Consider the following 26391-nt stretch of genomic DNA (forward strand, 5'->3'; position numbering starts at 1 on the left):
CTTGCCCACGGTGTTTCGCGGACGATCGCCGTTCAGAAAACGCACCTTTTCGTGATTTGCGGCGGCGGCGGGGCACCAATGCCGTGGCGCGTTATGCCTTGCGTCGGCGCGGGGAGAAGACTACGCCCCAAGCGATGGCGGTCGGGCGGGTCCTGTCCGCCGATGGCCGTTGGCGAGGCGGGGCATGATGTTGGCTTCCGAGGAAGAAGAGGCCGATTCGTTCGAGGCGCGCCAGCAGCAGCGGGCCATCGAGGTCGTACGCCGCAGCCGCTTCAGCGCGCAGACCGTCTGCCTGCTGATCCTGACGGTGCTGGCGGTCTTCTATACGCTGTATTTCGCCTCGGCGATCATCCTGCCGATCGTGCTGGCGCTGGTGGCCAACCTGCTGCTGTCCGCGCCGATGCGCCTGCTGCATGCGCGGTTGCGCCTGCCCAAGACGCTGGCGGCGCTGTTCCTGATCCTGTGCCTGGTCGGGGTGGTGGGGGCGATCGGCACCGCGATCTCGGTGCCCGCCGCCGGCTGGATCAGCCGCGCGCCGCAGACCATGGCCGCGATCCAGGCCCATATGGCGGTGTTGCGTGGGCCGTTGCGGATGATCCAGTCCGCCAACGACCGGATCGAGAGCTTCCTGGACGTGGTCAGCGGCCGGGGTGGGCGTGGGAGCGGGCAGATCGCGCTGCTGGCGCCGGCCGCGCCCGCGGGTGCGGGGGGGCTGGGCACGTTCGGCTCCAGCGTGCTGCTGGGAACGCGGGCCTTCGTGGGCCAGCTCTTTACCATGATGCTGATGCTGTTCTTCCTGCTGGCGCAGGGCGACAGCCTGCTGCGGCGTTTCGTCGAAATCATGCCGACCTTCGCCGACAAGCGCCGCGCGGTGCAGATCGCCTACCAGATCGAACGCAACGTCTCGCTGTACCTGACGACGATCACGATCATCAACGTGCTGGTCGGGCTGGCGAACATGCTGCAATGCTGGGTGTTCGGCCTGCCCAACCCGCTGCTGTGGGGGGTGCTGGCGTTCCTGCTGAACTATATCCCCATCATCGGGCCGCTGACCGGGATCGTGATCTATTTCGTCATCAGCCTGTTCGTCTTTCCCTCGGTGCTCCAGGCGCTGCTGCCGCCGATGGTCTATCTGTGCATCCATCTGATGGAAGGCGAGACGATCACCCCGATGGTGCTGGCCCGGCGCTTCACGCTCAACCCGGTGCTGGTCATGGGGTCGCTGATGTTCTGGGACTGGCTATGGGGGGTGTGGGGGGCCTTCCTGTCGGTGCCCATGCTCGCGGTGTTCAAGATCATCTGCGACCATGTCGAGGTGCTGACCCCGATCGGCCACATCGTCGGCGGCCCGGCGCGCAGCGTGTCGGCGCGGCCGCCGGCCGTGCCCGAACCCAGCCCCGAGGCCGAGTAACGTGCCGCCGCTCAGGCCGCCTCGCCCGCCGCGAGGGTTTCGAGGCGTTCGCTCGCGGTGACGCGGACCGTGTGGCCCCTGCCGATCGCGATCAGCCGTTCGGCGCGCATCCAGCTCAGGGTCCGGCTGACGGTTTCGATCGTCAGGCCCAGATAGTCGGCCATGTCCGACCGGGTCATCGGCAGCGGCACGTCCTGCGACGGGTCCGTGGCGTCGCGCATCCGGTCCAGCAGGAAGCTGGCCACCCGCTCGCGCGCCGTCTTGCGGCCCAGCAGCAGCATCTGGTTCTGCGCCGCGACCAGTTCGTTCGAGGCTTCGGCCAGCAGCCGGCGTTCCAGCCTGGGGAAATCGTCCATCAACTGGCGCATGCGGGCCCGCGAGAACCGGCACAGCCGCACCGTGTCCATCGCCTCGGCGCCGAACGCGTACTGATCGGACACCGCCAGGCCCAGGAAATGCCCGGTGGTGGCGAAGCCCATGATCTGCCGCCGTCCGTCGGGCAGGGCCTTGAACAGCTTCACGTTGCCCGAGGTGATATTGTAGAAATCGGTGGCCGCCGTGCCTTCCTCGATGAAGGTGCGGCCCGGCAGGACCAGCGTTTCCACCGCCACCTCGGCCAGGCGGGCGATGTCGTCGTCGTCGATGACGCTACAGACGCTCTGGGCCCGGATGCCGCAGGTCAGGCAATAGCCGGGCTGCCGGTGGGCGCCGGCCAGGATCAGGCGGCGCGGGCGGGACTCGCGCTGGTGCAGGCAGGTGGTCTGATCAGACATATCGTCCGGGTTCCTCCCGGTTCTGGCCCGCCGGGAGGCGGACCGGTCGTTGCAGCATGGGCGGCCATCGGGCCGACCGGATCGCGACATGCATCAGAATGCGGGCTGAGTTGATCTGAATCAATGCCTTTTCCAGCATCGGACCCAAGCGTGGCGGGTTGGCGGGTTTTCGGCGTACGCGATCCGGCATGCCGGCCTTGCCCCGATCGTCGGTTTGCCGCGGTTCGAGGGCCGTCGTGCCCGCGCTGCCGCCCCCGGGGGGCGGCGATCTTCTTTTCATGCGTGCCTGATATGCGCGACGGGCGGGGCGGGGTGGCGCGCGGGAGGGCGCCCCGGGAGCCGTCCGGTGGGCCGCCCGGTGCCGGTTCGGACCCCGATCGAGATGTCGCAGGATATGGCTTGATTTATGTCAAGGCGATGACAGGCGGTGCGTGGTGAATGCACGTCACACGATGTTCTTCATCGCTGAAAGTTGAAAGGCGCACACGATGAAAATGACCCGTAGCCTCGTCGTTCCGGTCCTGGCCGGCCTGCTGGCGTTGGCACCGGGCGCGGGACGGGCTCAGACGGCGACGCCGTCGGTCTATGTCAACGCGCCGGTCGCGTCCGATGCCGTGCCGCCGCCGCCGTCGCGCAGCGGCCATTGCGGCCTGTTCGAGACCTGTGCCGGTACCAGGATCGGCCTGGGCAAAGGGGATTTCCTGATCCGCCTGTCCGCGCTGGGCGTGATGCCCGAGGATCGCGACAGCAAGCTGTGGATCAATGGCAACGCGGTGGCCGGCCGGGTGAAGACCACGCGCCAGGTCACGCCGGAGCTGACGTTCGAATATTTCTTCACCGACAATCTGTCGGTGGACCTGATCGCCGCCAGTTCGCGGCATGAGGTCGCGGCCGATGGGGTCGGCGGGGCGGCCCATGTCGATGTCGGCAGCGCCTGGGTGCTGCCGCCGACCGTGACCTTCGCGTGGCATTTCCGGCCGCACAAGCGCTTCAACCCCTATGTGGGCGTGGGCGGCACCATGGCGTGGTTCCATAACGTCTCGCCGGCCGGCGGGCTGGTGCAGAAGCTGAATGTCGGCTTTACCGGCGGCCCGTCGGTCAATGCGGGCTTCGATTACCAGCTGGTGGGCAACTGGTTCTTCAACTTCGACGTCAAGCAGATGTTCATGCGGATGCATGCCTGGGCCAATGACCGTGGCGGCGTCAGCGGCCCCTTCATCAAGGCCCATGATTCGCTCGACCCGACCGTGGTCGGTGCCGGTATCGAATACCGGTTCTGATCCCGTGGACGGGCTGCCTCCTTCCGACATGCTGGTTCGGTATGGGGGCAACCTGCCGCGCTATACCAGCTACCCGACCGCGGCGCAGTTCGATGCCTCGGTCGGTGCCGCCGAAGCCGACGCGTGGCTGCGCGCGGTTCCGCAGGGGGTGGCGGTCTCGCTCTACCTGCATGTTCCGTTCTGCGACGTGCTGTGCCTGTTCTGCGGGTGCAATACCGCCGTGGTGCGCGATGCCGGGCTGCGGGAGGCCTACGGCCGGCTGCTGATCGAGGAATTGCGGCGGGTCGCGGCGCGGCTCGGCCCCGGTCATCCGGTGCGGCACGTCCAATGGGGCGGCGGCACGCCGACGACCCTGCCGCCGGACAGCATGCGCGCGGTGATGCGGGAGGTCCGCCGCCTGTTCACCGTGGACGCGAACGCCGAAATCGCCGTCGAACTCGACCCGCGTTTCCTGCCCGACGCCTGTCCGGCGCTGCTGGCGGAGCTGGGGGTCAACCGGGTCAGCCTGGGGGTCCAGGACCTCGATCCCGCCGTGCAGGCGGCCAGCGGCCGGGTGCAGAGCCTGGAGCAGACCCTGGAATGCGTGCGGCGGGTGCGCGCGGCCGGGATCGGGTCGGTCAATATCGACCTGATCTATGGCCTGCCGTACCAGACCGTCGAGGGGGCGGGAGCGACCGCCGCGACCGTCGCCGCCCAGTTGCGGCCGGACCGGCTGGCGGTGTTCGGCTATGCCCATGTGCCGTGGAAGCAGAAGCGCCAGGGGCTGCTGCCCGAGGCCGCGCTGCCGCCGCCGGCCGCGCGGCTGGCCCAGCGGGCGCGCATCGACGCGGCGCTGCGCGGCGCCCGGTATCGCGCCATCGGGCTGGACCATTACGCCCGGCCCGGCGACGCGCTGTGCCTGGCCGCCGAGACCGGCACCCTGCGCCGCAATTTCCAGGGCTATACGGTCGATCCCGCGCCGGTGCTGATCGGGGTCGGCGCCTCGGCGATTTCCATCTTTCCCCAGGGCATGACCCAGAACGTGCCGGCGCAGGCCTTCTACGCGCGTGCCATGGCGGCGTCGGACGACCTGCCGGCGGTGCGCGGCGTGCGCCGGACCGAGGACGACCGGCTGCGCGGCGAGGTGATCGAACGGCTGATGTGCGCCCTGCGGGCCGACCCGGCCGCCATCGGGGCGCGTCACGGGGCCGGTGCCGGGTGGTATGACGGCGCGTGGCCAGGCCTGCGGCAGGCCGAGCATGACGGGCTGGTGGTGCTGGAGGGCACCGTGATCCGCGTGACCGAGGCCGGCCGGCCCTTCCTGCGCAATATCGCGGCCCTGTTCGACGCGCATCACGCGCCGGCCGGGGTCAGGCGCCATGCCGGCGCCCTGTAATGCCGCCGCCGCCTCGGTGCGGGGGGCGCGGGCGCGGCGCTGGCCGTTCGCGCACTGGCTGCTGGACGATGTCCTGCCGCCGGCGGCCTGCGCCGCGCTGGTGGGCTGGGACCCGGGAGCGGCATCCCATGGCGGGGATACCGGCGGCCGGCGCGATGCCCGCAACGGACGGCGGGTCTTCGTCACGCCCCGGGCGCGCCGCGATCCGGCGCTGGACCTGCTGGCCCGCATGTTCGACGCGGCGGAGGCGCGCGACGCGATCGCCGCGCGCTGCGGCGCCCGGCTGGCCGGCACCGCCCTGCGGCTGGAACTGTGCCTGGATACCGACGGGTTCTGGCTGGAGCCGCATACCGATATCGGGGCCAAGGCGCTGACCCTGCTGGTCGCGCTGTCGTCCGGGCCCGGGGCGGCGGACTGGGGTACTGACCTGATGACGGCGGACGGCATGCCGGTCGCGCGGGCCAGCGGGGCGTTCAATTCCGGCCTGATGTTCGTGCCTGGCGCGGCGAGCTGGCATGGCTTCGTGCGCCGGCCGATCCGGGGGGTGCGGCGGTCGCTGATCGTCAATTTCGTCTCGGCCGAATGGCGTGCGACCGGGGAACTGGCGTTCGCCCCCCGGGGTGACGCGCGCTGACGCGCCGGGCGGTTTTGCGTTTCGGCCCCGTTCGGTTCTAGGAAGGCATAAATCTTCCAGCAGGACGAGGCGAGAAAGGCGATGACCGAACACGCGCGCGAGACGATGGAATTCGATATTGTCGTTGTCGGGGGCGGCCCGTCCGGTCTGGCGGCGGCGATCCGGCTGCGGCAGCTCGTGCCGCAGGCCACGGTGTGCCTGATCGAGAAGGGCAGCGAGATCGGCGCCCATATCCTGTCCGGCGCGGTGATCGAGCCGCGCGCGCTGGACGAATTGCTGCCCGACTGGCGCGAGACCGGCGCGCCGCTGGACACGCCGGTGACGGAGGAGGCGATGCTCTTCCTGACCGAAAGCCGGGGCTACACGGTGCCGATGCTGGACCGGGTGATGCCGCACATGCGCAACCACGGCAATTACATCGTCAGCCTGGGCGATGTCTGCCGCTGGCTGGCCGGGCGGGCCGAGGAGATGGGGGTGGAGATCTATCCCGGCTTCGCCGGCGCGGACCTGCTGGTCGAGGACGGGCGCGTCGCGGGCGTGGTGACGGGCGACATGGGGATCGGCCGCGATGGCGAGCCGGGGCCGAACTATGCCCCGGGGATGGAACTGCGCGCGAGATATACCCTGTTCGCCGAAGGGTGCCGGGGGTCGCTGACCAAGCGGCTGATGGCGCTGTACAACCTGCGCAAGGGCGTGGACCCGCAGACCTATGGCCTGGGGATCAAGGAACTGTGGGAGGTGCCGGCCGGCCAGCATCGCCCCGGGCTGGTGCAGCACAGTTTCGGCTGGCCGCTGGACGACCGGACCTATGGCGGCGCCTGGATGTATCATTTCGGCGAGAACCTGGTCTCGTACGGCTTCGTGGTCGGGCTGGATTATCCCAATACCTGGCTGTCGCCGTTCGACGAGATGCAGCGCCTGAAGCTGCATCCGTCCTTCCGGCCCACCTTCGAGGGCGGGCGGCGCATCGCCTATGGGGCGCGGGCGCTGTCGGAGGGGGGAATCCAGTCGGTTCCGCGCCTGACCTTCCCTGGCGGGGCCTTGATCGGCGACACGGCCGGATTCCTGAACGTGCCCAAGATCAAGGGCACCCATACCGCGATGAAATCCGGCATGCTGGCCGCCGAGGCGGTGGCCGAGGCGATGGCGGGCGGCCGGGCGGAGCCGGCGTCGTACACCGCCCGCGTGCGCAAATCCTGGCTGTGGGAGGAACTGCGCGCCGTACGCAATGTGCGCCCGGCCTTCGCGCGCTTCGGCATGAAGGGGGGCGCGCTCTATGCGGGCATCGACGCCATGCTGCTGCGCGGCCGGGCGCCGTGGACGCTGCATCATCGGCATGCGGACAACGAGGTGCTGGAATCCGCCACCCAGTCGCCGCCGATCGCCTATCCCAAGCCGGACGGCAGGATCACCTTCGACAAGCTGTCCTCAGTGTTCCTGTCCGCCACCAATCATGAGGAGGACCAGCCGGTTCATCTGAAGCTGCGCAACGAGGCGCTGTGGCGGACGGTGAACTGGGATGTGTTCCGCGTGCCCGAAAGCCGGTATTGCCCGGCCGGGGTCTACGAGGCCGTGGATGTCGAGACCGCGCCGCGCCTCCAGATCAACGCGCAGAACTGCGTGCATTGCAAGACATGCGACATCAAGGACCCGGCGCAGAATATCGACTGGTGCGTGCCCGAGGGCGCCGGTGGGCCGAACTATCCCGGCGGGATGTGATTTTTTGATGAAATGCGCTATGGGGACGCCCTCCCCGAGGTGAATGCTCCACATTTCCGCTGACAGACAGGCGAAGAGGTCCATGAAGGTTCTTGTTCCCGTAAAGCGTGTGATCGATTTCAACATCAAGCCGCGCGTGAAGGCGGACGGCACGGGTGTCGAAACCGCCGGCGTGAAGATGTCGATGAACCCGTTCGACGAGATCGCGATCGAGGAAGCGGTGCGCCTGAAGGAAAAGGGCATCGCGACCGAGGTGGTGGCGGTGTCGGTCGGCGTGCAGCAGGCGCAGGACACGCTGCGCACCGCGATGGCGATGGGCGCGGACCGGGCGATCCTGGTCCTGACCGATGTGGCGGTGGAACCGCTGGGCGTCGCCAAGATCCTGAAGGCGCTGGTGGCGAAGGAAAGCCCCGACCTGGTGCTGCTGGGCAAGCAGGCGATCGACGACGACATGAATGCCACCGGCCAGATGCTGGCCGGCCTGCTGGGCTGGGCCCAGGGCACGTTCGCCAGCCGGATCGAGATCGCGGATGGCAGGGCAAGCGTGACGCGCGAGGTCGATGGCGGGCTGGAGACGCTGGCGCTGACGCTGCCGGCGATCGTGACCGCCGACCTGCGGCTGAACGAGCCGCGCTATGCCTCGCTGCCCAACATCATGAAGGCGCGCAAGAAGCCGTTGGAGACGATCGCGCCCGGCGATCTGGGGGTGGATGTGACGCCGCGCCTGACCATCGTCTCGGTGGCCGAGCCGCCGGCGCGTCAGCAGGGCATCAGGGTCGAATCCGCCGCCGACCTGGTGGCGCGTCTGCGCAACGAAGCGAAGGTGATCTGATCATGGCCGTACTCGTTTTCCTGGATCATGAATCCGGTGCCATCCGCCAGGCGTCGCGGTCGGCCGTGACGGCGGCGCGGGCGCTGGGCGAGGTGCATGCGCTGGTGACGGGCGATGCCGCCGTGGCCGATGCCGCGGCGCGGATCGACGGCGTGGCCAAGGTGCTGCGCGCGGCCGGTGCGGCCGCCGCGCATGAGCTGGCCGAGCCGTTGGCGGCGGTGATCGCCGACCTGGCCCCCGGCTACAGCCACATCGTCGCGGCCTCCGGCGCCAGCGGGAAGAATATCCTGCCGCGTGCCGCCGCCCTGCTGGACGTGCAGCCGATTCCGGACGTGGTGTCGATCGTCGATGCCGATACGTTCGTGCGCCCGATCTATGCCGGCAGCGCGTTGGCCACGGTGAAATCGTCGGACGCGAAGAAGGTGCTGACGGTGCGGGCCTCGTCCTTCGACCCGGCGCCGGCCGAGGGCGGCGCGGCGCCGATCGAGCAGGTGGTGGTGCCGGAAGGGCCCGTGCTGTCGACGTTCGTCTCGATCGCGCTGTCGCAGTCCGAGCGGCCCGAGCTGGAATCGGCGCGGGTGATCGTCTCGGGTGGCCGGGGCATGCAGAACGAAGAGAACTTCAAGCTGCTGAACCCGCTGGCCGACCGGCTGGGGGCGGCCATCGGCGCCTCGCGCGCCGCCGTCGATGCGGGCTTCGTGCCCAATGACTACCAGGTGGGGCAGACCGGCAAGATCGTGGCGCCGGACCTGTATATCGCCGTGGGGATTTCGGGCGCGATCCAGCATCTGGCCGGGATGAAGGACAGCAAGGTGATCGTCGCGATCAACAAGGACCCCGAGGCGCCGATCTTCCAGGTGGCGGATTACGGGCTGGTCGGCGACCTGTTCGAGGTTCTGCCGCAGCTTGAGGCGGCGCTGGACAAGGCGGGCTGAGCACGGGGCCTGAGCACGGGGCCGGGCGGCGGTTTGCAAGCCGCCCCTAATCCTCGCCCAGCACCGCGCGGGCGCGGTGGACGATCGTCTCGTACTCGTCCTGGGTCAGATGGCCCGCATGGCGCATTTCGCTGGCGCGGGCCAGCGCGTCGCGGGCGTGGGCGGCGTCGGGGATCGGATACCGGCGGCCGGGGGAGCGCGAAGGCGTCGTCCGGCAGGGTGTCGCGTTCTGCTTCGGTCAGTCGGGGCATGGCGGGCGTTCTCCCATGGGCGAAGAATCGATATGCGCGCGTTTCGGGTTCTTTTTTAAAAAAGGACAGGCGATTCAGGCCTTCGCGGCGTCGTCGGCGATCTGTTCCTCCTCGTCCAGTTCGTTCAGCTCGGCCATGGCGCTCTTGGCGGTGCGGCCCGGCAGTTCGGTGGCCAGGCCGGGGATGATCCGTCCGGGCTTGAGGTTATGCACGACCGAGAAGGCCGTCAGTACGGCCCAGGTGCCGAAGACGACGCTGCCCAGCACCTGCCCGACCTGCACGCCGCACGGGCCGAAACGCGTGCCGATCCAGACGAAGGGAAGCGTGCCCAGCGTCGCCCGCCCCCAGTTGAACAGCGTCGAATAGAGCGGAAACCCCAGATTGTTGAAGGCCGTGTTGGCGACGAACAGCATGCCGATGAACAGGTAGCCGCCGACGGTCCAGGTACAGAACAGGCGGATCAGGTCCGCCGTGGTGCCCTGGGCGGCGAAGGCCCGCACCACGAGGTCCTGGGCCGGCAGCAGGATCGCCCAGGTCAGCGCGACGCAGATCGCGACCAGCTTGAGTGCCGCGACCAGCGTCTGGCGCACGCGGTCTAGCTGGCCGGCGCCCTGGTTCTGCGACATGATCGGCCCGACCGACCCGGTCAGGGCGAAGACGAAGGCGAAGGCGACCGGGACGATCCGGTCGATCGTCGCCTGGCCGGCCACCGCCGCCAGGCCGAACGTGGCCATGGCGCGGGTGACGAACAGGCCCCCGATGGGGGTGGCGAGGTTGGTCAGGATCGCCGGCATCGCCACGCCGCCGACCAGCCGGGCGTCGTGCAGGATATAGCGGGTGCAGGGCATGGCCAGCAGGTCGTGCCGCCGCACCGCCACGTAGCCCAGAAACGCGACGAGCGCCCGGGACAGGATGGTGCTGATGGCGGCGCCCGCCAGCCCCAGATGCAGCCAGAAGATCAGCAGCGGATCGAGCATGGCCGAGGCCAGCGCGCCGATCAGGGTGACGTTCATCGACTGCCTGGCATCGCCGACCGCGCGCAGCAGGCTGGAGCAGCCCATGCCTGCCGCGACGAGCCACAGGGCGGGCGAGACGATGTTGATATACTGGCCGGCCTGCTCCGCCACCCGGCCCTTCGCGCCGAACAGATGCAGGATCGGCGTGGAAAAGAGCGCCGTCGCCAGCCCCAGCGCAACCATGACGACCGTCATGACCAGCAGGCAGGAGGAGGCGATGCGTCGCGCGCGGTCGTGCCGGCCGGCGCCGATCTGACGGGCGGTGACGGCGCCCAGGCCGATCGACATGCCGATCGAGACCGCGATCTGGACATAGCCGACCGCGCCGGTGAAGCCGATCGCCGCCGTCAGCGCCGGATCGTTCAGGCGCGAGATATAGAACAGGTTCAGCAGGTCGACCGCGAACACCGCCATGAGCCCGATCGCTCCGGTGCCGGCCATGACGACGACGTGACGCATGATGTTGCCCGTGCAGAAGCGGGCGGGACGGCAGGCGCTCATCGGGTGGCGTCCTCGTCCGCCCCGGCTGCGCGTTCTGCCGCGCCCCTGGTGCCGCGCGCGGCCCCGGCTGAGGGTCCTGGGATCATTGGCGCGATGATAGCCGCTTTCGCGCCGCGCGAAAGCCCGATCGTGCGGGAACCGCGCGGAAGGCGGGCCGTTGCGGCGTTACGGCGCCGGGGGACGGACGCGTGGGAGAGGTGCCGTCACGGGCCCCGTGGCGAGGGCGCGGCGGTCAGGAACGGCCGGGTTCGATGGCCGACAGCCCGGCGAGGAAAATGCGCACCCAGCGGCGGATATTGGCCTCGATCTCCGACAGGCTCACCAGTGCGCGCGCATGGAACAGCTCGCCGAGGATCAGCTTGCCCACCGTCATGTTGAACAGGCCGATGGCCAGGTCCTCGACATCGTCGATGGGCCAGGTTCCAGCCGCCTGCTGCCGCAGCAGCCATTCCTCGATCTGGTTGCTGTTCCCGCACAGTTCGATGCTCTGCATGATGCGGCGGATCTCGGCGGAATCGCGGATTTCGCCGACGATGGCGCGGACCAGGCACATCCGCTCCGGCGCCAGAACGCGGGTTGCGATCGTTACGAGGATATGGACCAGCTCGGCCTCGGGCGTGATGCCGGCCGGGCAGTGGACCGCCATGCGCTTGATGTCGAAAAGCCGCTCGCTGATGAGGGTGCGGAACAGGTCTTCCTTGGAGGCGAACATCTGGTAGATGGTCTTCTTGGACATGCCCGACATATGCGCCAGCTTGTCCATCGAGGCGCTGTGGTAGCCGTGATCGTCCAGAATCTGGCAGGCCGCGTTGAGGATCAGTTCCCGCCGCTCGCCACCTTCCAGCACGGGCGGGCGGCCAGCGCATCGCCTGTCGGAACAGGGCGGGTGCGCACGGGAATGGACGCGCACGAGATCCGATATCGTCGCCCCGGTAGCGGGCATTTCGGTGGTTCCTTCCTGTCGCGGGGTCCCGGCTTGGCGCCTGGCGGGCAGGCATTGACCGGAGTTTAGAAACGAAATAGTTTCCAATCAAGAAAACCACTCAGTTTCCATATGCCGGTGTTGCATGGGACGGTTTCGCGGGGTCATGGCTCCGTGGCGCCGTTTCCCGGCCAGGGCCGGCGACCTATGTTTTCGCAGGGTTCAATCAAGCAATGACGTACCCCCGTCCCCATCGTGCCGTCCTTCTCGTCGCCTGCGCGTCCCTTGCGCTGGCCGGATGCCAGCGCAAGGCGGCGCCCCACGCGCCACCGCCGCAACAGGTCGGCGTGGTGACCCTGCGCGCGGCACCGTTCAGCGTCACCACCGACCTGCCGGGCCGCACCGAGGCGATCGAGATCGCCCAGGTGCGTCCGCAGGTGAACGGCGTGATCCAGAAGCGGCTGTTCGTCGAAGGGACCGACGTCACGGCCGGCCAGCAGCTCTACCAGATCGATCCGTCGGCCTATCAGGCGGTCTATGACTCGGCCAAGGCGCAGCTTCTGCATGCGCAGGCGGCGCGGGTGACGGCGCAGGCGAAGCTGGACCGCTATGGACCGCTGGTGCGCGAGCATGCCGTCAGCCGGCAGGATTATGACGACGCCACCGCCGCGGCGCGCGAGGCCGACGCCGATATCGCCCAGGCGCGCGCGAATGTCGAAAGCGCCATGGTCAACCTGAACTATACCCGCGTGCTGTCGCCGATTTCCGGACGGATCGGCCGCTCGCTGATGACGGTCGGCGCGCTGGCCACGGTGGGACAGACCAGCAACCTGTCGATCGTCACGCGGCTGGACCCGATCTATGTGGACGTGAACCTGCCGGCGACGCGGCTGCTCGAACTGCGGCGCGAGTTGCAGGAGGGCCGGTTGCAGCGCGCCGGCCAGGATGCCGCCACCGTCACCCTGACGCTGGAGGATGGCAGCACCTACGAGCAGCCGGGCCGGCTGGAATTCTCGGAAGTGAACGTGGACGAGACGACGGCGACCGTCGTGGTCCGCGCGGTGATGCCCAATGCGGCCCATATGCTGCTGCCGGGCATGTATGTGCATGCCAGGCTGGAGGAAGGCGTCGACCCGTCGGCGCTGCGCGTGCCGCAGGCTGCGGTGACCCGCAATTCGCACGGCGACCCGACGGTGATCGTCGTGGGCGCGGACAACAAGGCCGCCATTCGCGGGATCACGACCGGCCCCGCGGTCGGGACCGACTGGATCGTCACCGACGGGCTGAAGCCGGGCGAGCGGGTCGTGGTCAGCGGCTTGCAGAAGATCCACCCCGGAGACACCGTCTCCCCCACCGAGGCGGCCGCCGGGCCTGCCCCCCAGGGCAAGGCGGGATAAGAACCCATGTCGCGCTTCTTCATTGACCGGCCCATCTTCGCATGGGTCATCGGGCTGGTGATCATGCTGGTGGGGGCGGTTTCGATCTTCCGCCTGCCGATTGCCCAGTATCCCTCGATCGCGCCGCCGCAGATCGCGATCACCGTGACCTATCCCGGGGCGTCGGCCGAGACGGTGAACAACACCGTGGTCCGGCCGATCCTGCAACAGATGTACGGCCTGGACCATCTGGAATATGTCTCGGCGCAGTCCTACGCCAGCGGCCAGATGGAAATCGACCTGACCTTCGCGCAGGGGACCAACCCCGATATCGCGCAGGTCCAGGTGCAGAACAAGCTCCAGCTTGCCCAGCCGCGCCTGCCCACCGAAGTCACCGCCCAGGGCCTGACCGTGACCAAGGCGGTCAAGAACTTCATGCTGGTGCTGGCCTTCATCTCCACCGACGGCAGCATGTCGGGCTTCGATATCGCCGATTACGTGGCCTCGAACGTGTCCGATCCGATCAGCCGCGTCTCGGGCGTGGGCGATCACACGATGTTCGGCTCCGAATATGCCATGCGCATCTGGCTGGACCCCGGCAAGTTGTTCAAATACGGCATGACGATCAGCGACGTGCAGACGGCGTTGCAGGAGCAGAACATCCAGATCTCGTCGGGTGAGATCGGCGGCCTGCCGGCGAAGCCGGGCGCGCGGCTGGACGCCACCATCATCGGTCCGACCCGCCTGACCTCGCCCGAGGAATTCGGCAATATCCTGCTGCGCGTGGCCCAGGGCGGCTCGCAGGTGCGCATCCGCGATGTCGCGCGGGTGGAGCTGGGACCGCAGACTTATAATATCAGCTCGTTCTTCAACAACCGGCCGAGCGTCGGCATGGCGCTGAAACTGGCGCCGGGCGCGAACCAGCTCACGACCGAAACGGCGGTCCGCGCCGAGTTGGCGCAGCTCGAGAAATTCTTCCCGCCCGGGCTGAAGCTCGTCTATCCGCTGGATACCGAGCCCTTCATCGTCCTGTCGATCAAGGAAGTCGTCATCACGCTGATGGAAGCGATCGCGCTGGTCTTCGTGGTGATGCTGATCTTCCTGCAGAATTTCCGCGCCACCCTGATCCCGACCATCGCGGTGCCGGTCGTGCTGCTGGGCACGTTCGGCATCCTCGCGGCGCTCGGCTTCTCGATCAACACGCTGACCATGCTGGCCATGGTGCTGGCGGTGGGCCTGCTGGTCGACGACGCCATCGTGGTGGTCGAGAATGTCGAGCGCGTGATGTCGGAGAAGAAGCTCTCGCCCCGGGAGGCGGCGCGGGTCTCGATGGACGAGATCTCGGGCGCGCTGGTCGGCATCGTGCTGGTGCTGACGGCGGTGTTCCTGCCGATGGCGGCCTTCAGCGGCTCGACCGGTGTGATCTATCGCCAGTTCTCGATCACGATCGTCGCGGCGATGTGGCTGTCGGTGCTGGTGGCGCTGATCATGACGCCCGCCCTGTGCGCCACGATGCTCAAGCCCGGCACGCATGAGAAGACGCGCGGCCCGGCCGGGTGGTTCAACCGCGCCTTCGCCCGGGTCAATGCGGGCTACCAGTCCGGCGTGCGCTGGATGCTGGCGCGCAGCGCCGTCTCGCTGGTGCTGTACGTGATGCTGACCGGGCTGGTGGTGGTCCTGTTCGCCCGGCTGCCCCTGGGCTTCCTGCCGGATGAGGACCAGGGCCTGATCTTCGGCCAGGTGACGATGCCGCCGGGCGCGACCAAGGAGCAGACGGCCGCCGTCAACCGGAAGATCACCGACTATGTCCTGAAGAGCGAAAGCGACAACGTGGTGTCGGTCTTCGCGATGAACGGGTTCAACTTCGCGGGCCAGGGCCAGAATGCCGGTGCCTTCTTCATCCGGCTGAAGGACTGGGACCTGCGGCCCGGGGCCGCGCGCTCGTCCTCGGCGATCGCGATGCGGGTGATGATGCATTTCTGGGGCGATCCCGAGGCCCAGATCTTCGCCATCAACCCGCCCGCCGTGCTGGAACTGGGCAACGCGACCGGCTTCGACCTGGAACTGGAGGACCGTGGCCATGTGGGGCATGAAAAGCTGCTGGCCGCGCGCAACCAGATCCTGATGGCGGGCGCCAAGGACCCGCGCCTGATGGCGGTGCGGCCCAACGGCCTGGAGGACGCGCCGCAATACAAGCTCGATATCGACCGTGAGAAGGCGAACGCGCTGGGCGTGACCAATGCCGAGATCAACACGATGATCGAGGGTGCGCTGGGCTCGATCTATGTCAACCAGTTCATGCGCGATGACCGGGTGAAGCAGGTCTATATCCAGGGCGAGCCCGACGCGCGGATGTTGCCCGACGATCTGGGCAAATGGTACGTGCGCAACGTGGCCAACGGGCTGGTGCCCTTCAACGCGATCGCCTCGGGCCACTGGGTGGTGGGCCCGCAGAAGGTCGAGGATTATAACGGCCTGAACGCCTATGAAATCCTGGGCCAGCCTTCGGCGGGCTACAGCACCGGCACCGCGATGGTCGCGATCAAGGACGCGCTGGCGAAGCTGCCGCCGGGCATTGGCTATGAATGGACGGGCCTGTCGTTCGAGCAGATGGCGTCGGGTGGCTCGACCGGCCCGCTCTATGCGCTGGCCGGGACGGTGATCCTGCTCTGCCTGGCCGCGCTGTACGAAAGCTGGGCGGTGCCGCTGGCGGTGATGCTGGTCATTCCGCTGGGCGTGCTGGGCGCGCTCGCGGCCACGCTGTGGCGGGGCCTGGACAACGACGTCTATTTCCAGGTGGGGCTGCTGACCACGGTGGGGCTGGCGGTGAAGAACGCGATCCTGATCGTGGAATTCGCCAAGGCCTTCTTCGAGTCCGGGGAGAGCCTGTTGGACTCCGTGGTCAACGCGGGGCGCGAGCGGCTGCGGCCGATCCTGATGACCTCGATCGCCTTCGTCTGCGGTGTGTTTCCGCTGGCGATCTCGACGGGGGCGGGGTCGGGCGCGCGCGTTGCGATCGGCACCGCCGTGGTGGGGGGCATGCTGTCGGCCACCCTGCTGGCCATCTATTTCGTACCGCTGTTCTTCGTGCTGGTGCTGCGGCTGTTCCGGGTTCGCCGGGTGAAGGACCGCGTGGACCCGCATGCCGATCTATCCCGTCCCGCCGGGCCGTCCGGCCAGGAGAGCTGAGTTCATGAACGGGTTTCTTTCTCCGCGCCGGGCCGGGCTGCTGGCCCTGGCGGCGCTGTCGGGATGCACGATGATCCCCGACTACAAGCGGCCGGCCTTGCCGGTCGCATCGGCCTGGCCGCAGGGAGCGGCTTATCATGCCGCCGCATCCGGGCAGATCGGCACGGCGGCTTCGGACCTCGGCTGGCGCGATTTCTTCGTGGACAAGCGGCTCCAGGCGCTGATCGCGCTCGCGGTGCGGGAGAATCGCGACCTGCGGTCGGCGGCTTATGCCGTGGTGCAGGCGCAGGGCCAGTACCGGGTGCAGCATGCCTCGCTCTTCCCGCAGATCGGGTCGACGGGGACGGCGCTTTATCAGGCGCCGTCGAGCCATGCGGGCCTCAGCTTCGCGCCGGGTCTCGATGCGGGCCGGAGCGGGCAGCCCTATGGCGATGGCCGGGTCTTCAAGTTCTATCAGGCGGGGATCGGGTTCTCGTCCTACGAGATCGACCTGTTCGGCCGTATCCGCAGCCTGTCGCGCGAGGCGGCGGACCAGGTCCTCAGCCAGGCCGCCAGCGAGCGCAGCCTGCTGATCAGCGTGATCTCGCAGGTCGCGACGACCTATGTCGCCTGGCTGGCCGACAGCGAGCAGATGAAAGTGACCGTGCAGACGCTGGCATCGCAGAAGGAGACGCTGCGCCTGACCCAGGCCGGCTTCGATCACGGCGAGGCCAACCAGTTGACCCTGCGCCAGGTCGAGACCCAGGTGGAACAGGCGGCGGCCAACCTTGCCCAGTACCAGCGCCAGGTGGCGCAGGACGAGAACGAGCTGGCGCTGCTGGTCGGGGCGCCGCTGCCCGCCAACCTGCCGGCCCCGGCGCCGTTCGGCCAGCAGACCATCCTGGCCGACCTGCCGGCGGGCCTGCCGTCCGACCTGCTGGACCGGCGGCCGGACATCCAGTCCGCCGAGTTCTCGCTGAAATCGGCCAACGACGATATCGGCGCGGCGCGGGCTGCCTTCTTCCCGCGCCTGACGCTGACGGCGTCGGACGGCGTGTCCAGCCTGCAGTTCCGCAACCTGTTCAGCCAGGGCGCCACGACGTTCGGGATCAATCCCCAGATCCAGATCCCGCTGCTGACCTGGGGGCAGAACGAGGGCACGCTCCAGGCGTCCAAGGCGCTGCGCGACCAGCGCCTGGCGGCGTATGAAAAGGCGATCCAGACGGCATTCCACGAAGTGTCGGACGCGCTGACCGCGCGGGCGACCTATCTGGACCAGGCGCGCCAGCTTGACGCGCTGGTGGCGTCCTCGGCCGATGCCTACCGGCTGGCGCGGATGCGTTTCGATGCCGGGGTGGATTCCTACCTGAACACGCTGGATGCGCAGCGGACGCTCTATGGCGCGCAGCAGAGCCGGATTTCGGTGCATGAGGCGCGCTATCAGAACCTGATCACCGTCTATCGCGCGTTGGGCGGCGGCTGGGCCGAACGGACCGTGCCATCGGGCCGCGCCGATACCGGCCCGGTCAAGCCGGGCTGAAGGCCGGTTACGGTCGGGTGTGCAAGGCGGGTTCCTCGGGACCCGCCTTTTTTATGGGCATGAATATCGACCGTAAAATAATAGTGAATGGAGCCTGATCGTTTCTTGAGCATCGTCATGTATTGTGCGATGCAACAAAATCATCAATCGGCATTTATTTGCATATTTCATTTGACCGATAGAAAAAAAACATTCATCAAGGGGTCATCAGAGTGAGAAGACCGGAACGGCCCACTCGTAAGAACAAGAAACCCGTGGCGATATGATCGCGGGACTTAAAAACGAGGGATCGAACCCTCGGACTGACTTAAAAAAAGGTGCATCGTTCGCGATGCACCTTTTTTTATTGTCTTGTTTTTATTGTCTTGGCTGGGCGACCTGCGGTTCTGTCATTTCCGGCAGAGAGGGGCGGAGCCCCCCGATCCTTACGGCACGCCCGCCACCCGCAACGTATTGGTGCTGCCCGCCACCCCGAACGGCAGGCCCGCCGCGATCACGATCCGGTCGCCCGACCGGGCCACGCCGCTGGCGACGGCGGCTTCGATCGCCTGATCGACCACGTTCTCCACCGTGCGTACCGGCGTTTCCTGCCCGACCGACTGGGCCGTGACGCCCCAGACGACGCACAGGCGGCGCGCGACCTCGTCGGTCGGGGTCAGGCCGATGACCGGGCAGGACGGCCGCTCACGCGAGATGCGCAGCGCGGTGGCCCCCGCCAGGGTGAAGGCGATGATGGCGCGCGCGTCGACGGTGGTGGCGATCTGGCCCGATGCCGCCGCGATGGCGTCGGCGACGAAGCCTTCCGGCGCCGGGCAACTGGCTTGCATCATCGACTGCCAGACCGTGTCGTCCTCGACCCGGTTGACGATGCGGCTCATGATGCCGACGGCCTCCAGGGGGAACTGCCCGGCCGCCGTTTCGGCCGACAGCATGACCGCGTCGGCGCCGTCGAACACGGCGGTGGCGACGTCCGAAGCCTCGGCGCGGGTCGGGGTGGGGGCGTGGATCATGCTTTCCAGCATCTGGGTGGCCACGACGACCGGCTTGCCCAACTGGCGGCACAGGCGGATGATGTGCTTCTGCGCCAGCGGCACCGTCTCGGGCGGCAGTTCGACGCCCAGGTCGCCGCGCGCGACCATCACCGCGTCGGACAGGCGGACGATCTGGTCCAGATTGTCCATCGCCTGGGGCTTTTCGATCTTGGTCATGATCCAGGCGCGGCCGCCGGCGATGGCGCGGGCCTCCTGCACGTCCTCGGGGCGCTGGACGAAGGACAGGCCGATATAATCGACCCCGAGATCGAGGGCGAAATCGAGGTCTTTGCGGTCCTTGTCGGTCAGAGCGGGGATCGGCAGCACGATGTCGGGCACGTTCACGCCCTTGCGGTCGGACAGCACGCCGCCGACCGCGACGACGGTCTCCAGATGGTCCACGCCCACCTCGCGCACCACCAGGCGCAGCTTGCCGTCATCGAGCAGCAGGTTGCTGCCGACGGTCGCGGCGTGGATGATTTCGGGATGCGGCAGGCGCACCCGCTGCTCGGTGCCCGGAGCGTCGTCCAGGTCCAGGCGGAAGAAGGCGCCCGTCCGCAGCGTGACCTTGCCCTGTTCGAACGTGCCCACGCGCAGCTTGGGGCCTTGGACGTCGGCCAGGATGCCGATCGGCCGCCCCAGCTCGGCTTCGACCGCGCGGATGATCTCGTGGCGGGCGGCGTGGTCGGCATGGGTGCCGTGCGAGAAATTGAGGCGGAAGACGTCGGCCCCGGCCTCGGCCAACGCGCGGATGATCGCGTGGGTGGAGGAGGCCGGCCCCAGGGTCGAGACGATCTTGGTGCGGCGGGAGTGGAAGACTGAGGCGGTGGCTGAGGCGGTGGACATGGGCGTTTTCTCCTTCTGGATCTTGTCCGCGACCCGTTTGCGAGGCGCGGTCGTGTTCGGTCCGCGCCGTTTTCAGGACGGTTGCAGGGATTCCCGCGGCAGCAGGCCCCAGACCGACCGGCGGTCCAGCCAGCCTGCGTAACGTTGGACGCTGACACGGCACCAGGTCGTGCCGGCCGCGCAGCCATGGAGGATGCCGACCGTTCCGGGCTTCAGCACCGCCACGAGGGCGGCACCGGCATCGGGGGCCGCGCGCAGCATCACCGCGCCGGGAATCGTGGCGGCGGCGGCCGGGTCGGCCAGGCGCGCGACCTCGCGGCTATCGAAATGGCCGGCCGGCGGGCTGGCTGCTGGGGGCGCGGTCGGCACGGCGGTCGCGGGGGGGGCGGCGGCTGCCGGGGGCGTCGCGGGGGCCGGATCGACCGGCGGCAGGCCTGGAACGACGAAGCTGCGGGTGCCTACCAGGGTGGCTTGATGCACCCAGCCCTTCTGGCCGTCCGAGTCCTCGACCAGGCGCCAGACGTCGAACTCGCGCTCGATTTTCACCGGCAGGTTCCGGCGGTGATAGACCCATTCGATCGGGTAACGCTGCCCGGGGCCCGAGCGCATGTTGACCTCGTCGGCGCGCAGGGCCGCGAAGCGCGGGAGCGGCAGGCCGGTGATCGTGCCCTTGTCCGTGGGCGGCGGCGGCTCGGCCGGTGTCGCGGCCGGCGGAATGGCGACGGCCGCGGCACCGGCGGCCGCCGCGAGCGGGGCCGCGGCGATCGCCGCGCGACGTGTGCGCGGGGTGTGCGGCGGGATCGCGGAATGGTGATGGGCGACGGCGTGCCGATCGGCGGGATGGCCGTGGTGATGCGCCGTGGCGGGGGCGGCGGCCGGGCGATGCCGCGTGTGGTGCGGGCTGGTTGCCGATGGGGTCGTGGTGGCGGCGCGATGATGATGGTGGCCTGTCTTGACCGGCTCCGGCGTGGCCGCCGCCGCGTGGGCGAATGGGGCGAGCAGGGCCGCGCACAGCGCCCAGCCGCGGCATCCGTGCGGGAAGGCGCGGCGGGAGGGGACGGGAATGGAAGCGGACGTCATGCCTGCATCCCTGCCAAGGCCCGCGCCGATCGGCAAGGGGATTTGCGACCGCGGGCGCGCCGGGGGGCGGGTACCGCCGTCACAAGCTGATGATCTGGCGGCCGCGCGCGGCATCGAGAAAGGCGGGCACACCCGCCACGATCACGCCCGGCAGCAGGGACGCGGCGGCCAGCCCGGCCAGGCGCAGGCCGGATTCGCAGGCCATCAGCGTGCCGTCCAGCGCCTGGACGGCTTCGCGCAACGTATCGAACCCCGCCACGCCGCTGGCCTGGGTCGCGCGGTCGGACCCGGCATCGCGCAGGCCGTGCCAGTCTTGCGCCAGGGCATGGACACCGTGGCCGGAGGCGAACAGCAGCACCGGCCGGTCGATGGCCAGCGCGCCCGCCGCCAGGACCAGGGCGTAATGCGCGCGTTCGTAGCCGCCATCGAGCAGCAGGATCGCGAGGCCGTCGCGCGGTGCGTCAGTGGACATGGACCGCACAGGCTTCGACGGCACAGGCTCCGCCGGGCGCCGGGTCGGCCGCGTGGGCCGACAGGTCGTGGATGGTGGGGTGGGCGCCGCAGAGCGGGCAGTCCGGATCGGGGGACAGGCGGATGGTGTGGAAGCGCGCCGCCAGCGCGTCCCAGACCAGCAGGCGGCCGGCCAGGCTGTCGCCGATATCCAGCAGTTCCTTCAGCGCCTCGGTGGCCTGCAAGGTGCCCATGACCCCGGTCACCGCGCCGAAGACCCCGGCCTCGGCGCAGGACGGGACTGTGCCGTCGCGCGGGGGAGCGGGATAGAGGCAGCGATAGCATGGGCCGCCGCGATGCGGGCGGAAGGTGGAAAGCTGTCCCTCGAAACGCAGGACGGCGGCGGAAACCAGGGTCCGCCGTTCCAGCGCGCAGGCATCGGCGACGAGATAGCGGGTGGAGAAATTGTCGCTGCCGTCGCAGACCAGGTCGTATCCCGCGACCAGCGCCCGGGCGTTGGCGGCATCCAGCCGCGTCGCGTGGGTGTCGACCCGGACCAGCGGATTGACCGCCCGCATCGCCTCGGCCGCCGACTCGACCTTGGGCCGGCCGATGCGGTCGGTGCTGTGGGCGATCTGGCGTTGCAGGTTCGACAGATCCACCACGTCGTCGTCGATCAGTCCGATCCGGCCGACGCCCGCCGCCGCGAGATAGAGGCCCAGCGGCGAGCCCAGGCCCCCGGCGCCCACGATCAGCACGCTGGCGGCGCGTAGCGCGGCCTGCCCGGTGCCGCCGATTTCCGGCAACAGGATGTGACGGGCGTAGCGCTGGATTTCGGCTTCGGAAAAATCAGGAATCATGCGTCCCCGTCCTGAGATGCGCCCCACACGCCTACAGCGGAAATGTGGCCTGCGGCCTGACTTTTTATAACAATTTGTTTCGCACGGCATGAAACGCATGCATGGCGGATATGTTTATCGTATGTTGCGAGGGCACGACAGGGGGCGATTTTTTCGATGAACCGTTTCATGCGTCTGATGCCAGCCGGTTACATGGTCGCCGTTCGCCGGCAGCAGGCCCGGCGCATCTGCGCGGTGACGCTGGTCATGTCGCTGTCCCTGTTCGTCGCCTCGCCCTTCGTGACGCTATGGTCGGTTTCGGCGGCCATCCAGTCCCATGACGCGCGCGCGCTCGGCGGTTTCCTGAACTGGCGCGCCGTCCAGGCCAGCGTGAAGTCGCAGATCACCAGCGGGATCCTCGCCCAGCCGGCCGATGACGACGAGTTGCCGGATTTCGGCTCGTCCTTCGCCGTCGCGGCAGTGTCGCGGGCGGTCGACGTGCATGTGAATGCCGATAATCTCGAGACGCTGATGGGGCAGGTGATGCCGGCGGCGGCGGGAACGGTCTCCGCCGTCTCGCCGGTCGTCATGCTGCGCCACATCCGTATCCGCTTCCTCCGTCCCGACATCTTCGAGGCCCGTGCCGTCATGCCGGGTCACGAGGGGGAGACCCCGCTGCGCGTGCAGATGCGGATTCAGGGATGGCGCTGGAAGATCACCGACGTCGCCCTGCCGGCCAGCCGGAGCGAGCATCCGGTGACCGAGGCGTCGGCCACCCCTTCGCGGCTGGCCCTGCTGGCGCGTTGAGGGAGAGGCGCGGGTTCAGCGGCGCGCCCGGGCCGGGTTCGTCTCGGCGGGCAGGTCTTCTTCCAGAATCGTGATGTGCAGGGCGTAGGAGATTTCGCCTTCGTCCTCGTCGCGGTGGACGGTGCCGATGATTTCACCCTTGACGGCGACCTCGACCGACAGGCCCGCACGCGGCGGGGGGTTGACCGTCAGTTCGGGCGAACCCAGCAGGCGGCGCAGGCACACTTGCAGGCGGGTGATTTCGGAGGCGGACATGCTGCTCATGGAATGCTCTCTGTCGGAAAGAGTGGGTCGCTGCCGCGGCCCGGTCGCGGGGCGGACGCCGTCCGTACCCGATCTGATGTCGCCCGCTATAGGCATTCGGTGGCCCGCCCGCAACCATGTCGCGTCGTGGAAAAGCCCCCGTCCTGCCGCAATCCTCTGATGTTCCTGTCTCTGCCGCATCCTGTTCCGGAGGCCCGCTTGTCCATCCGTCGTGCCCTGTTTGGCCGCCTGCTCCTGCCGACGCGCCTTGTCCTGCTGGTGATGGGCCTGGTGCTGGCATTCCCCGCCATCGGTGCCGAGGCGGTCACGGCGCCGTTCGGCCCGCTGGAGGCGGCGCAGCCGCTGAGCGCGCGGAGGCTGGCCGAACGGATCAGGCGTGACGGCGCGCGGGATGTGGCGCGGATGCTGACGCGGGAGCATGAATGGGCGCGCGTGCGCCGTGCAGTGGCGGCGGGGTGGGACGGCTGGATCGCGCTGGTGCCCGACCTGATGTCGGTGGCGGATCCGCAGACCGGCCGTGCGTTGCAGGGCGCGCTGCGCCGGGCGCTACCCCGCAATCCGCGCGCGGTGCTGGCGGTGCTGGACCGGCGGAACGATACCCCGCTGGCCGGCCGGGAGATCTGCGCGCCGGCGGGCGAAACCGCGGCCTGGCGGCCGCGGACGATCGCGGCGCTGCGGGCGGTGCATGACATTCACCTGATCGACCAGGGGGCCGACTGCCTGCACGCGCTGGAAGACGCGCCCGGATAGATGTCGCGGAGCCGGGGTCTCAGTCCCCGTCGGGTCCGCCGCGGAGCGCGGGCAGGCGCGCCAAGGCCGCGCGGATATGATCGGGCGGCGGGGCGACGGCGGAGACCGGCGGCTCCAGCGGCAGGGCCAGTGCGCGGCTCATGAGGTGCAGCATCGAGCTATCCCGGCCGGTGGCCTCGCCATAGATCGGGTCGCCGAGGATCGGGCAGCCCAGGCTGGCGCAATGCAGCCGGGCCTGGTGGGTGCGCCCGGTGAGCAGGCGCAGCTCCAGCCAGCTCAGATGGCCGTCGGTGGCCAGAACGCGCCATGCGGTGCGCGAATCCTGGCCCGTCGGGGCCTCGACCATGCGCCAGCCCCGCTGGTCCGACTGTTTGGCCATCGTCATCGCCACCGTGCCGCTGTCGGCGGCGGGGCGGCCGCGCACGATGGCCCAGTAGGTCTTGCGTGCCTGTCCGCGCGCGAAGGCGGCCTGGGCGGCCAGCAGCGGCTGCTTGCGCAGGGCGATCAGCAGGCAGCCCGAGGTATCGCGATCCAGCCGGTGGGCCAGCCATGGCCCGTCCGGGCGGCGCGACAGCAGCGGAAAGGCATCCTCGACCGAGGGGCCGCCGGCGGGGCCGGCATGCACCGCCAGGCCCGGCGGCTTGTCGATGACCAGGAAGCGGGCATCGCGGAACAGGACCGGAAAGGGACCGGGCCCGTCGGTCGGGACCGGCCTTGCCGGGTCACTCATCGTCCGGGGTGCGGCGCAGCAGGACTTCGCGCCGGCCGACATGGTTGGCCGGGCTGACGATGCCTTCCTTTTCCATCTGCTCGATGATCTTGGCGGCGCGGTTGTAGCCGATCGACAGGTGGCGCTGGATGAAGGAGGTCGAGGCCTTGCCCTCGCGCGCCACGACGGCGACCGCCTGGTCGAACAGGCTGGTTTCGTCGTCATAGCCGCCATTCAGCCCGTTGCCGGAGGATTTGCCGCCGCTGCTGCCGGCCGCGCCGTCCTCGTCCTGGGCCGAGATCACGTCGTCATTATAGATCGGCTCGCCCTGGCTGCGCAGGAAGCGCACCACGTCCTCGACCTCGCTGTCGGCGACGAAGGGGCCGTGGACGCGGGTGATCCGGCCGCCGCCCTGCATGTACAGCATGTCGCCCTGGCCGAGGAGCTGCTCGGCGCCCTGTTCGCCCAGGATGGTGCGGCTGTCGAACTTGCTGATGACCTGGAACGAGATGCGGGTCGGGAAATTGGCCTTGATGGTGCCGGTGATCACGTCCACCGAGGGGCGCTGCGTCGCCATGATCACATGGATGCCCGCCGCGCGGGCCTTCTGCGCCAGGCGCTGCACCGCCGTTTCGATTTCCTTGCCCGCGACCATCATCAGGTCCGCCATCTCGTCGATCACCACGACGATGTAGGGCAAGGATTCGAGCGCGAGCTGCTGCTCCTCGAAGGTCGGGCGGCCGGTCTCGGGGTCGTAGCCGGTCTGCACGCGGCGCGAGACGACCTCGCCGCGCCGGCGGGCGTCGGCCACCCGGTCGTTGTAGCCGCCGATATTGCGCACCTGCAAATGCGACATGGCGCGGTAGCGGCGGTCCATTTCCCGCACCGTCCATTTCAGGGCGGCGACCGCCTTGGTCGGCTCGGTGACCACCGGCGTCATCAGATGGGGGATGCCCTCGTAGATGGAGAGTTCCAGGATCTTGGGGTCGATCAGGATCAGGCGGCATTCCTCGGGCGACATGCGGAACAGCAGCGACAGGATCATCGCGTTGACGCCGACCGACTTGCCCGACCCGGTGGTGCCGGCGATCAGCAGATGCGGCATGCGCGCCAGGTCGCCATAGACCGGCACGCCGGCGATATCCTTGCCCAGCGCCAGGCAGAGCTGCGACGACGCATGGTGCCAGGCGTCGTCGGTGAACAGTTCGGACAGGTACACCGTCTCGCGCCGCGCATTGGGCACCTCGATGCCGATTACGTTGCGGCCCGGCACGGTGGCGATGCGGACGCTCAGCACCGACAGCGACCGCGCCACGTCGTCCGCCAGGCCGATCACCCGGGCCGAGCGGATGCCCGGCGCCGGCTCCAGCTCGTACAGCGTGACCACGGGACCGGCATGGATCTGCCCGATCTGTCCCTGCACGCCGTAATCGGACAGCACGGTTTCCAGCAGCCGCGCATTGGCCTGCAAGGCATCCTGCGACGGGCCGGTCTGGGCGTGCGACGGCGCGGGTTTCAGCAGGTCCAGCGGCGGCAGGCGCCACGGGTCGCGACCGTCGGAACGGGGCGGGGGGGCGTAGTCTTCCGGGTCGCGCGCCGCGCGTGGAATGGCGGCGGGTGGTGCCGCCGGGTCGGGGCGGTTGCCGAACAGCCGGTTCATCAGCGAGGGGCGCGGGGCCTCGGAGGTGGGCAATGGCGACGGCGCGGGCGGTCGGGCGGGCTCCGGCGCGTGACGGGGGGTCAGGTCCTGCGTCGCGGGGCCGCCCAGCAGCAGGGGCGGCGCCTCGTCGTCGCCGGCGCCGTCCATGCCGGGGGGCTGGACCCAGCCGGTCCCCAGCGACGGGCGCGCGGGGAGGCGGGCCGCCGGCGGGGCGGCGGCCCG

At 69.0% G+C, this 26391-nt stretch carries 22 protein-coding genes and 1 pseudogene; 12 read left to right on the top strand and 11 right to left on the bottom strand.

The features are described 5' to 3' along the window. The first annotated feature begins 184 nt into the window (after nt 1–184). Complete coding sequence (locus HLH48_RS07540; protein WP_246387099.1) at nt 185–1411, top strand: AI-2E family transporter; 1227 nt, start codon at nt 185–187, stop codon at nt 1409–1411. A gap of 11 nt (nt 1412–1422) precedes the next feature. Here HLH48_RS07540 and HLH48_RS07545 read toward each other — a convergent pair whose 3' ends face one another. Then, entirely contained in the window at nt 1423–2184 is a 762-nt protein-coding gene (locus HLH48_RS07545) for a Crp/Fnr family transcriptional regulator (protein ID WP_182996872.1), read from the bottom strand. 488 nt (nt 2185–2672) lie between these two features. Between HLH48_RS07545 and HLH48_RS07550 the strand changes: the two genes are divergently transcribed. The 6 genes from HLH48_RS07550 to HLH48_RS07575 all read left to right on the top strand — a co-directional run bounded on the left by HLH48_RS07550 (nt 2673) and on the right by HLH48_RS07575 (nt 8959). Further along, a complete protein-coding gene (locus HLH48_RS07550; RefSeq protein WP_182996873.1) occupies nt 2673–3464 on the top strand; it encodes an OmpW/AlkL family protein in 792 nt (263 codons plus the stop codon). 28 nt (nt 3465–3492) lie between these two features. Then, nucleotides 3493–4839: an oxygen-independent coproporphyrinogen III oxidase gene (gene hemN, locus HLH48_RS07555; RefSeq protein WP_246387128.1), complete on the top strand. Its 1347-nt coding sequence runs from the start codon at nt 3493–3495 to the stop codon at nt 4837–4839. Next, on the top strand, nt 4823–5473 hold the full coding sequence (locus HLH48_RS07560) for a 2OG-Fe(II) oxygenase (protein WP_182996875.1): 651 nt from the start codon (nt 4823–4825) through the stop codon (nt 5471–5473). The genes hemN and HLH48_RS07560 overlap by 17 nt, the downstream gene beginning before the upstream one ends. A gap of 81 nt (nt 5474–5554) precedes the next feature. Next, nucleotides 5555–7192: an electron transfer flavoprotein-ubiquinone oxidoreductase gene (locus HLH48_RS07565; protein ID WP_182996876.1), complete on the top strand. Its 1638-nt coding sequence runs from the start codon at nt 5555–5557 to the stop codon at nt 7190–7192. Between the two features lie 82 nt (nt 7193–7274). Further along, nucleotides 7275–8024, top strand: coding sequence for an electron transfer flavoprotein subunit beta/FixA family protein (locus tag HLH48_RS07570; protein ID WP_182996877.1), 750 nt, complete (start codon nt 7275–7277; stop codon nt 8022–8024). Nucleotides 8025–8026: 2 nt separating this feature from the next. Further along, the gene (locus tag HLH48_RS07575) at nt 8027–8959 is read left to right on the top strand and encodes an electron transfer flavoprotein subunit alpha/FixB family protein (RefSeq protein WP_182996878.1); all 933 of its coding nucleotides are present in this window, start codon (nt 8027–8029) and stop codon (nt 8957–8959) included. A gap of 46 nt (nt 8960–9005) precedes the next feature. On the opposite strand, the pseudogene HLH48_RS23660 reads toward HLH48_RS07575, so the two are convergent. The 3 genes and pseudogenes from HLH48_RS23660 to HLH48_RS07585 all read right to left on the bottom strand — a co-directional run bounded on the left by HLH48_RS23660 (nt 9006) and on the right by HLH48_RS07585 (nt 11670). Beyond that, nucleotides 9006–9210 (bottom strand): annotated as a pseudogene (locus HLH48_RS23660) (hypothetical protein). A gap of 74 nt (nt 9211–9284) precedes the next feature. After that, on the bottom strand, nt 9285–10727 hold the full coding sequence (locus HLH48_RS07580) for an MATE family efflux transporter (protein ID WP_182996879.1): 1443 nt from the start codon (nt 10725–10727) through the stop codon (nt 9285–9287). A gap of 232 nt (nt 10728–10959) precedes the next feature. Further along, nucleotides 10960–11670: a TetR/AcrR family transcriptional regulator gene (locus tag HLH48_RS07585; protein ID WP_182996880.1), complete on the bottom strand. Its 711-nt coding sequence runs from the start codon at nt 11668–11670 to the stop codon at nt 10960–10962. Between the two features lie 212 nt (nt 11671–11882). Here HLH48_RS07585 and HLH48_RS07590 point away from each other — a divergent pair, with 212 nt between their 5' ends. Genes HLH48_RS07590 through HLH48_RS07600 form a run of 3 tightly spaced genes read left to right on the top strand, consistent with a single transcriptional unit; the run spans nt 11883 to nt 17733 of the window. Beyond that, the gene (locus HLH48_RS07590; RefSeq protein ID WP_182996881.1) at nt 11883–13046 is read left to right on the top strand and encodes an efflux RND transporter periplasmic adaptor subunit; all 1164 of its coding nucleotides are present in this window, start codon (nt 11883–11885) and stop codon (nt 13044–13046) included. A 6-nt stretch (nt 13047–13052) separates the two neighbouring features. Continuing rightward, a complete protein-coding gene (locus HLH48_RS07595) occupies nt 13053–16214 on the top strand; it encodes an efflux RND transporter permease subunit (protein ID WP_182996882.1) in 3162 nt (1053 codons plus the stop codon). A 4-nt stretch (nt 16215–16218) separates the two neighbouring features. Further along, nucleotides 16219–17733: an efflux transporter outer membrane subunit gene (locus HLH48_RS07600; RefSeq protein ID WP_182996883.1), complete on the top strand. Its 1515-nt coding sequence runs from the start codon at nt 16219–16221 to the stop codon at nt 17731–17733. A gap of 425 nt (nt 17734–18158) precedes the next feature. On the opposite strand, the gene pyk is transcribed toward HLH48_RS07600, so the two are convergent. From pyk to HLH48_RS07620, 4 genes are all read right to left on the bottom strand, one after another. Further along, the gene (gene pyk / locus HLH48_RS07605; protein ID WP_182996884.1) at nt 18159–19610 is read right to left on the bottom strand and encodes a pyruvate kinase; all 1452 of its coding nucleotides are present in this window, start codon (nt 19608–19610) and stop codon (nt 18159–18161) included. 72 nt (nt 19611–19682) lie between these two features. Then, complete coding sequence (locus HLH48_RS07610) at nt 19683–20690, bottom strand: SH3 domain-containing protein (RefSeq protein ID WP_182996885.1); 1008 nt, start codon at nt 20688–20690, stop codon at nt 19683–19685. Nucleotides 20691–20769: 79 nt separating this feature from the next. Further along, a complete protein-coding gene (locus tag HLH48_RS07615; RefSeq protein ID WP_182996886.1) occupies nt 20770–21162 on the bottom strand; it encodes a DsrE family protein in 393 nt (130 codons plus the stop codon). Further along, a complete protein-coding gene (locus tag HLH48_RS07620) occupies nt 21152–22000 on the bottom strand; it encodes a HesA/MoeB/ThiF family protein (RefSeq protein ID WP_182996887.1) in 849 nt (282 codons plus the stop codon). Before HLH48_RS07620 ends, HLH48_RS07615 begins: the two co-directional genes overlap by 11 nt. Nucleotides 22001–22168: 168 nt before the next feature. On the opposite strand from HLH48_RS07620, the gene HLH48_RS07625 reads away from it, so the two are divergent. Further along, the gene (locus HLH48_RS07625; protein WP_246387102.1) at nt 22169–22786 is read left to right on the top strand and encodes a DUF2939 domain-containing protein; all 618 of its coding nucleotides are present in this window, start codon (nt 22169–22171) and stop codon (nt 22784–22786) included. Nucleotides 22787–22801: 15 nt separating this feature from the next. Here the strand turns inward: HLH48_RS07625 and HLH48_RS07630 are convergent, their stop codons facing one another. Continuing rightward, complete coding sequence (locus HLH48_RS07630) at nt 22802–23050, bottom strand: DUF3126 family protein (protein ID WP_182996889.1); 249 nt, start codon at nt 23048–23050, stop codon at nt 22802–22804. 198 nt (nt 23051–23248) lie between these two features. On the opposite strand from HLH48_RS07630, the gene HLH48_RS07635 reads away from it, so the two are divergent. Beyond that, complete coding sequence (locus HLH48_RS07635; protein ID WP_246387105.1) at nt 23249–23800, top strand: hypothetical protein; 552 nt, start codon at nt 23249–23251, stop codon at nt 23798–23800. Between the two features lie 19 nt (nt 23801–23819). On the opposite strand, the gene HLH48_RS07640 is transcribed toward HLH48_RS07635, so the two are convergent. Next, nucleotides 23820–24530 (bottom strand): RluA family pseudouridine synthase, encoded by a 711-nt coding sequence (locus HLH48_RS07640; RefSeq protein ID WP_182996890.1) that lies wholly within the window; start codon nt 24528–24530, stop codon nt 23820–23822. Next, nucleotides 24523–26391 (bottom strand): DNA translocase FtsK (locus HLH48_RS07645; RefSeq protein ID WP_182996891.1); only part of this gene is annotated, 1869 nt, incomplete at its 5' end. The genes HLH48_RS07640 and HLH48_RS07645, both read right to left, overlap by 8 nt.

Source organism: Gluconacetobacter sacchari, assembly GCF_014174255.1.
Taxonomy (GTDB): Bacteria; Pseudomonadota; Alphaproteobacteria; order Acetobacterales; family Acetobacteraceae; genus Gluconacetobacter; species Gluconacetobacter sacchari.

Excerpts from the sequence above, each read along its gene's own strand:
- HLH48_RS07595 (WP_182996882.1), top strand. The coding sequence starts at position 13,053 with ATGTCGCGCTTCTTCATTGACCGGCCCATCTTCGCATGGGTCATCGGG.
- HLH48_RS07630 (WP_182996889.1), bottom strand. The coding sequence starts at position 23,050 with ATGAGCAGCATGTCCGCCTCCGAAATCACCCGCCTGCAAGTGTGCCTG.
- HLH48_RS07540 (WP_246387099.1), top strand. The coding sequence starts at position 185 with ATGATGTTGGCTTCCGAGGAAGAAGAGGCCGATTCGTTCGAGGCGCGC.
- HLH48_RS07620 (WP_182996887.1), bottom strand. The coding sequence starts at position 22,000 with ATGATTCCTGATTTTTCCGAAGCCGAAATCCAGCGCTACGCCCGTCAC.
- pyk (WP_182996884.1), bottom strand. The coding sequence starts at position 19,610 with ATGTCCACCGCCTCAGCCACCGCCTCAGTCTTCCACTCCCGCCGCACC.
- HLH48_RS07625 (WP_246387102.1), top strand. The coding sequence starts at position 22,169 with ATGCGTCTGATGCCAGCCGGTTACATGGTCGCCGTTCGCCGGCAGCAG.
- HLH48_RS07615 (WP_182996886.1), bottom strand. The coding sequence starts at position 21,162 with ATGTCCACTGACGCACCGCGCGACGGCCTCGCGATCCTGCTGCTCGAT.
- HLH48_RS07600 (WP_182996883.1), top strand. The coding sequence starts at position 16,219 with ATGAACGGGTTTCTTTCTCCGCGCCGGGCCGGGCTGCTGGCCCTGGCG.
- HLH48_RS07610 (WP_182996885.1), bottom strand. The coding sequence starts at position 20,690 with ATGACGTCCGCTTCCATTCCCGTCCCCTCCCGCCGCGCCTTCCCGCAC.
- HLH48_RS07570 (WP_182996877.1), top strand. The coding sequence starts at position 7,275 with ATGAAGGTTCTTGTTCCCGTAAAGCGTGTGATCGATTTCAACATCAAG.
- HLH48_RS07560 (WP_182996875.1), top strand. The coding sequence starts at position 4,823 with ATGCCGGCGCCCTGTAATGCCGCCGCCGCCTCGGTGCGGGGGGCGCGG.
- HLH48_RS07580 (WP_182996879.1), bottom strand. The coding sequence starts at position 10,727 with ATGAGCGCCTGCCGTCCCGCCCGCTTCTGCACGGGCAACATCATGCGT.
- HLH48_RS07590 (WP_182996881.1), top strand. The coding sequence starts at position 11,883 with ATGACGTACCCCCGTCCCCATCGTGCCGTCCTTCTCGTCGCCTGCGCG.
- HLH48_RS07565 (WP_182996876.1), top strand. The coding sequence starts at position 5,555 with ATGACCGAACACGCGCGCGAGACGATGGAATTCGATATTGTCGTTGTC.
- HLH48_RS07550 (WP_182996873.1), top strand. The coding sequence starts at position 2,673 with ATGAAAATGACCCGTAGCCTCGTCGTTCCGGTCCTGGCCGGCCTGCTG.
- HLH48_RS07575 (WP_182996878.1), top strand. The coding sequence starts at position 8,027 with ATGGCCGTACTCGTTTTCCTGGATCATGAATCCGGTGCCATCCGCCAG.
- HLH48_RS07640 (WP_182996890.1), bottom strand. The coding sequence starts at position 24,530 with ATGAGTGACCCGGCAAGGCCGGTCCCGACCGACGGGCCCGGTCCCTTT.
- HLH48_RS07545 (WP_182996872.1), bottom strand. The coding sequence starts at position 2,184 with ATGTCTGATCAGACCACCTGCCTGCACCAGCGCGAGTCCCGCCCGCGC.
- hemN (WP_246387128.1), top strand. The coding sequence starts at position 3,493 with ATGCTGGTTCGGTATGGGGGCAACCTGCCGCGCTATACCAGCTACCCG.
- HLH48_RS07585 (WP_182996880.1), bottom strand. The coding sequence starts at position 11,670 with ATGCCCGCTACCGGGGCGACGATATCGGATCTCGTGCGCGTCCATTCC.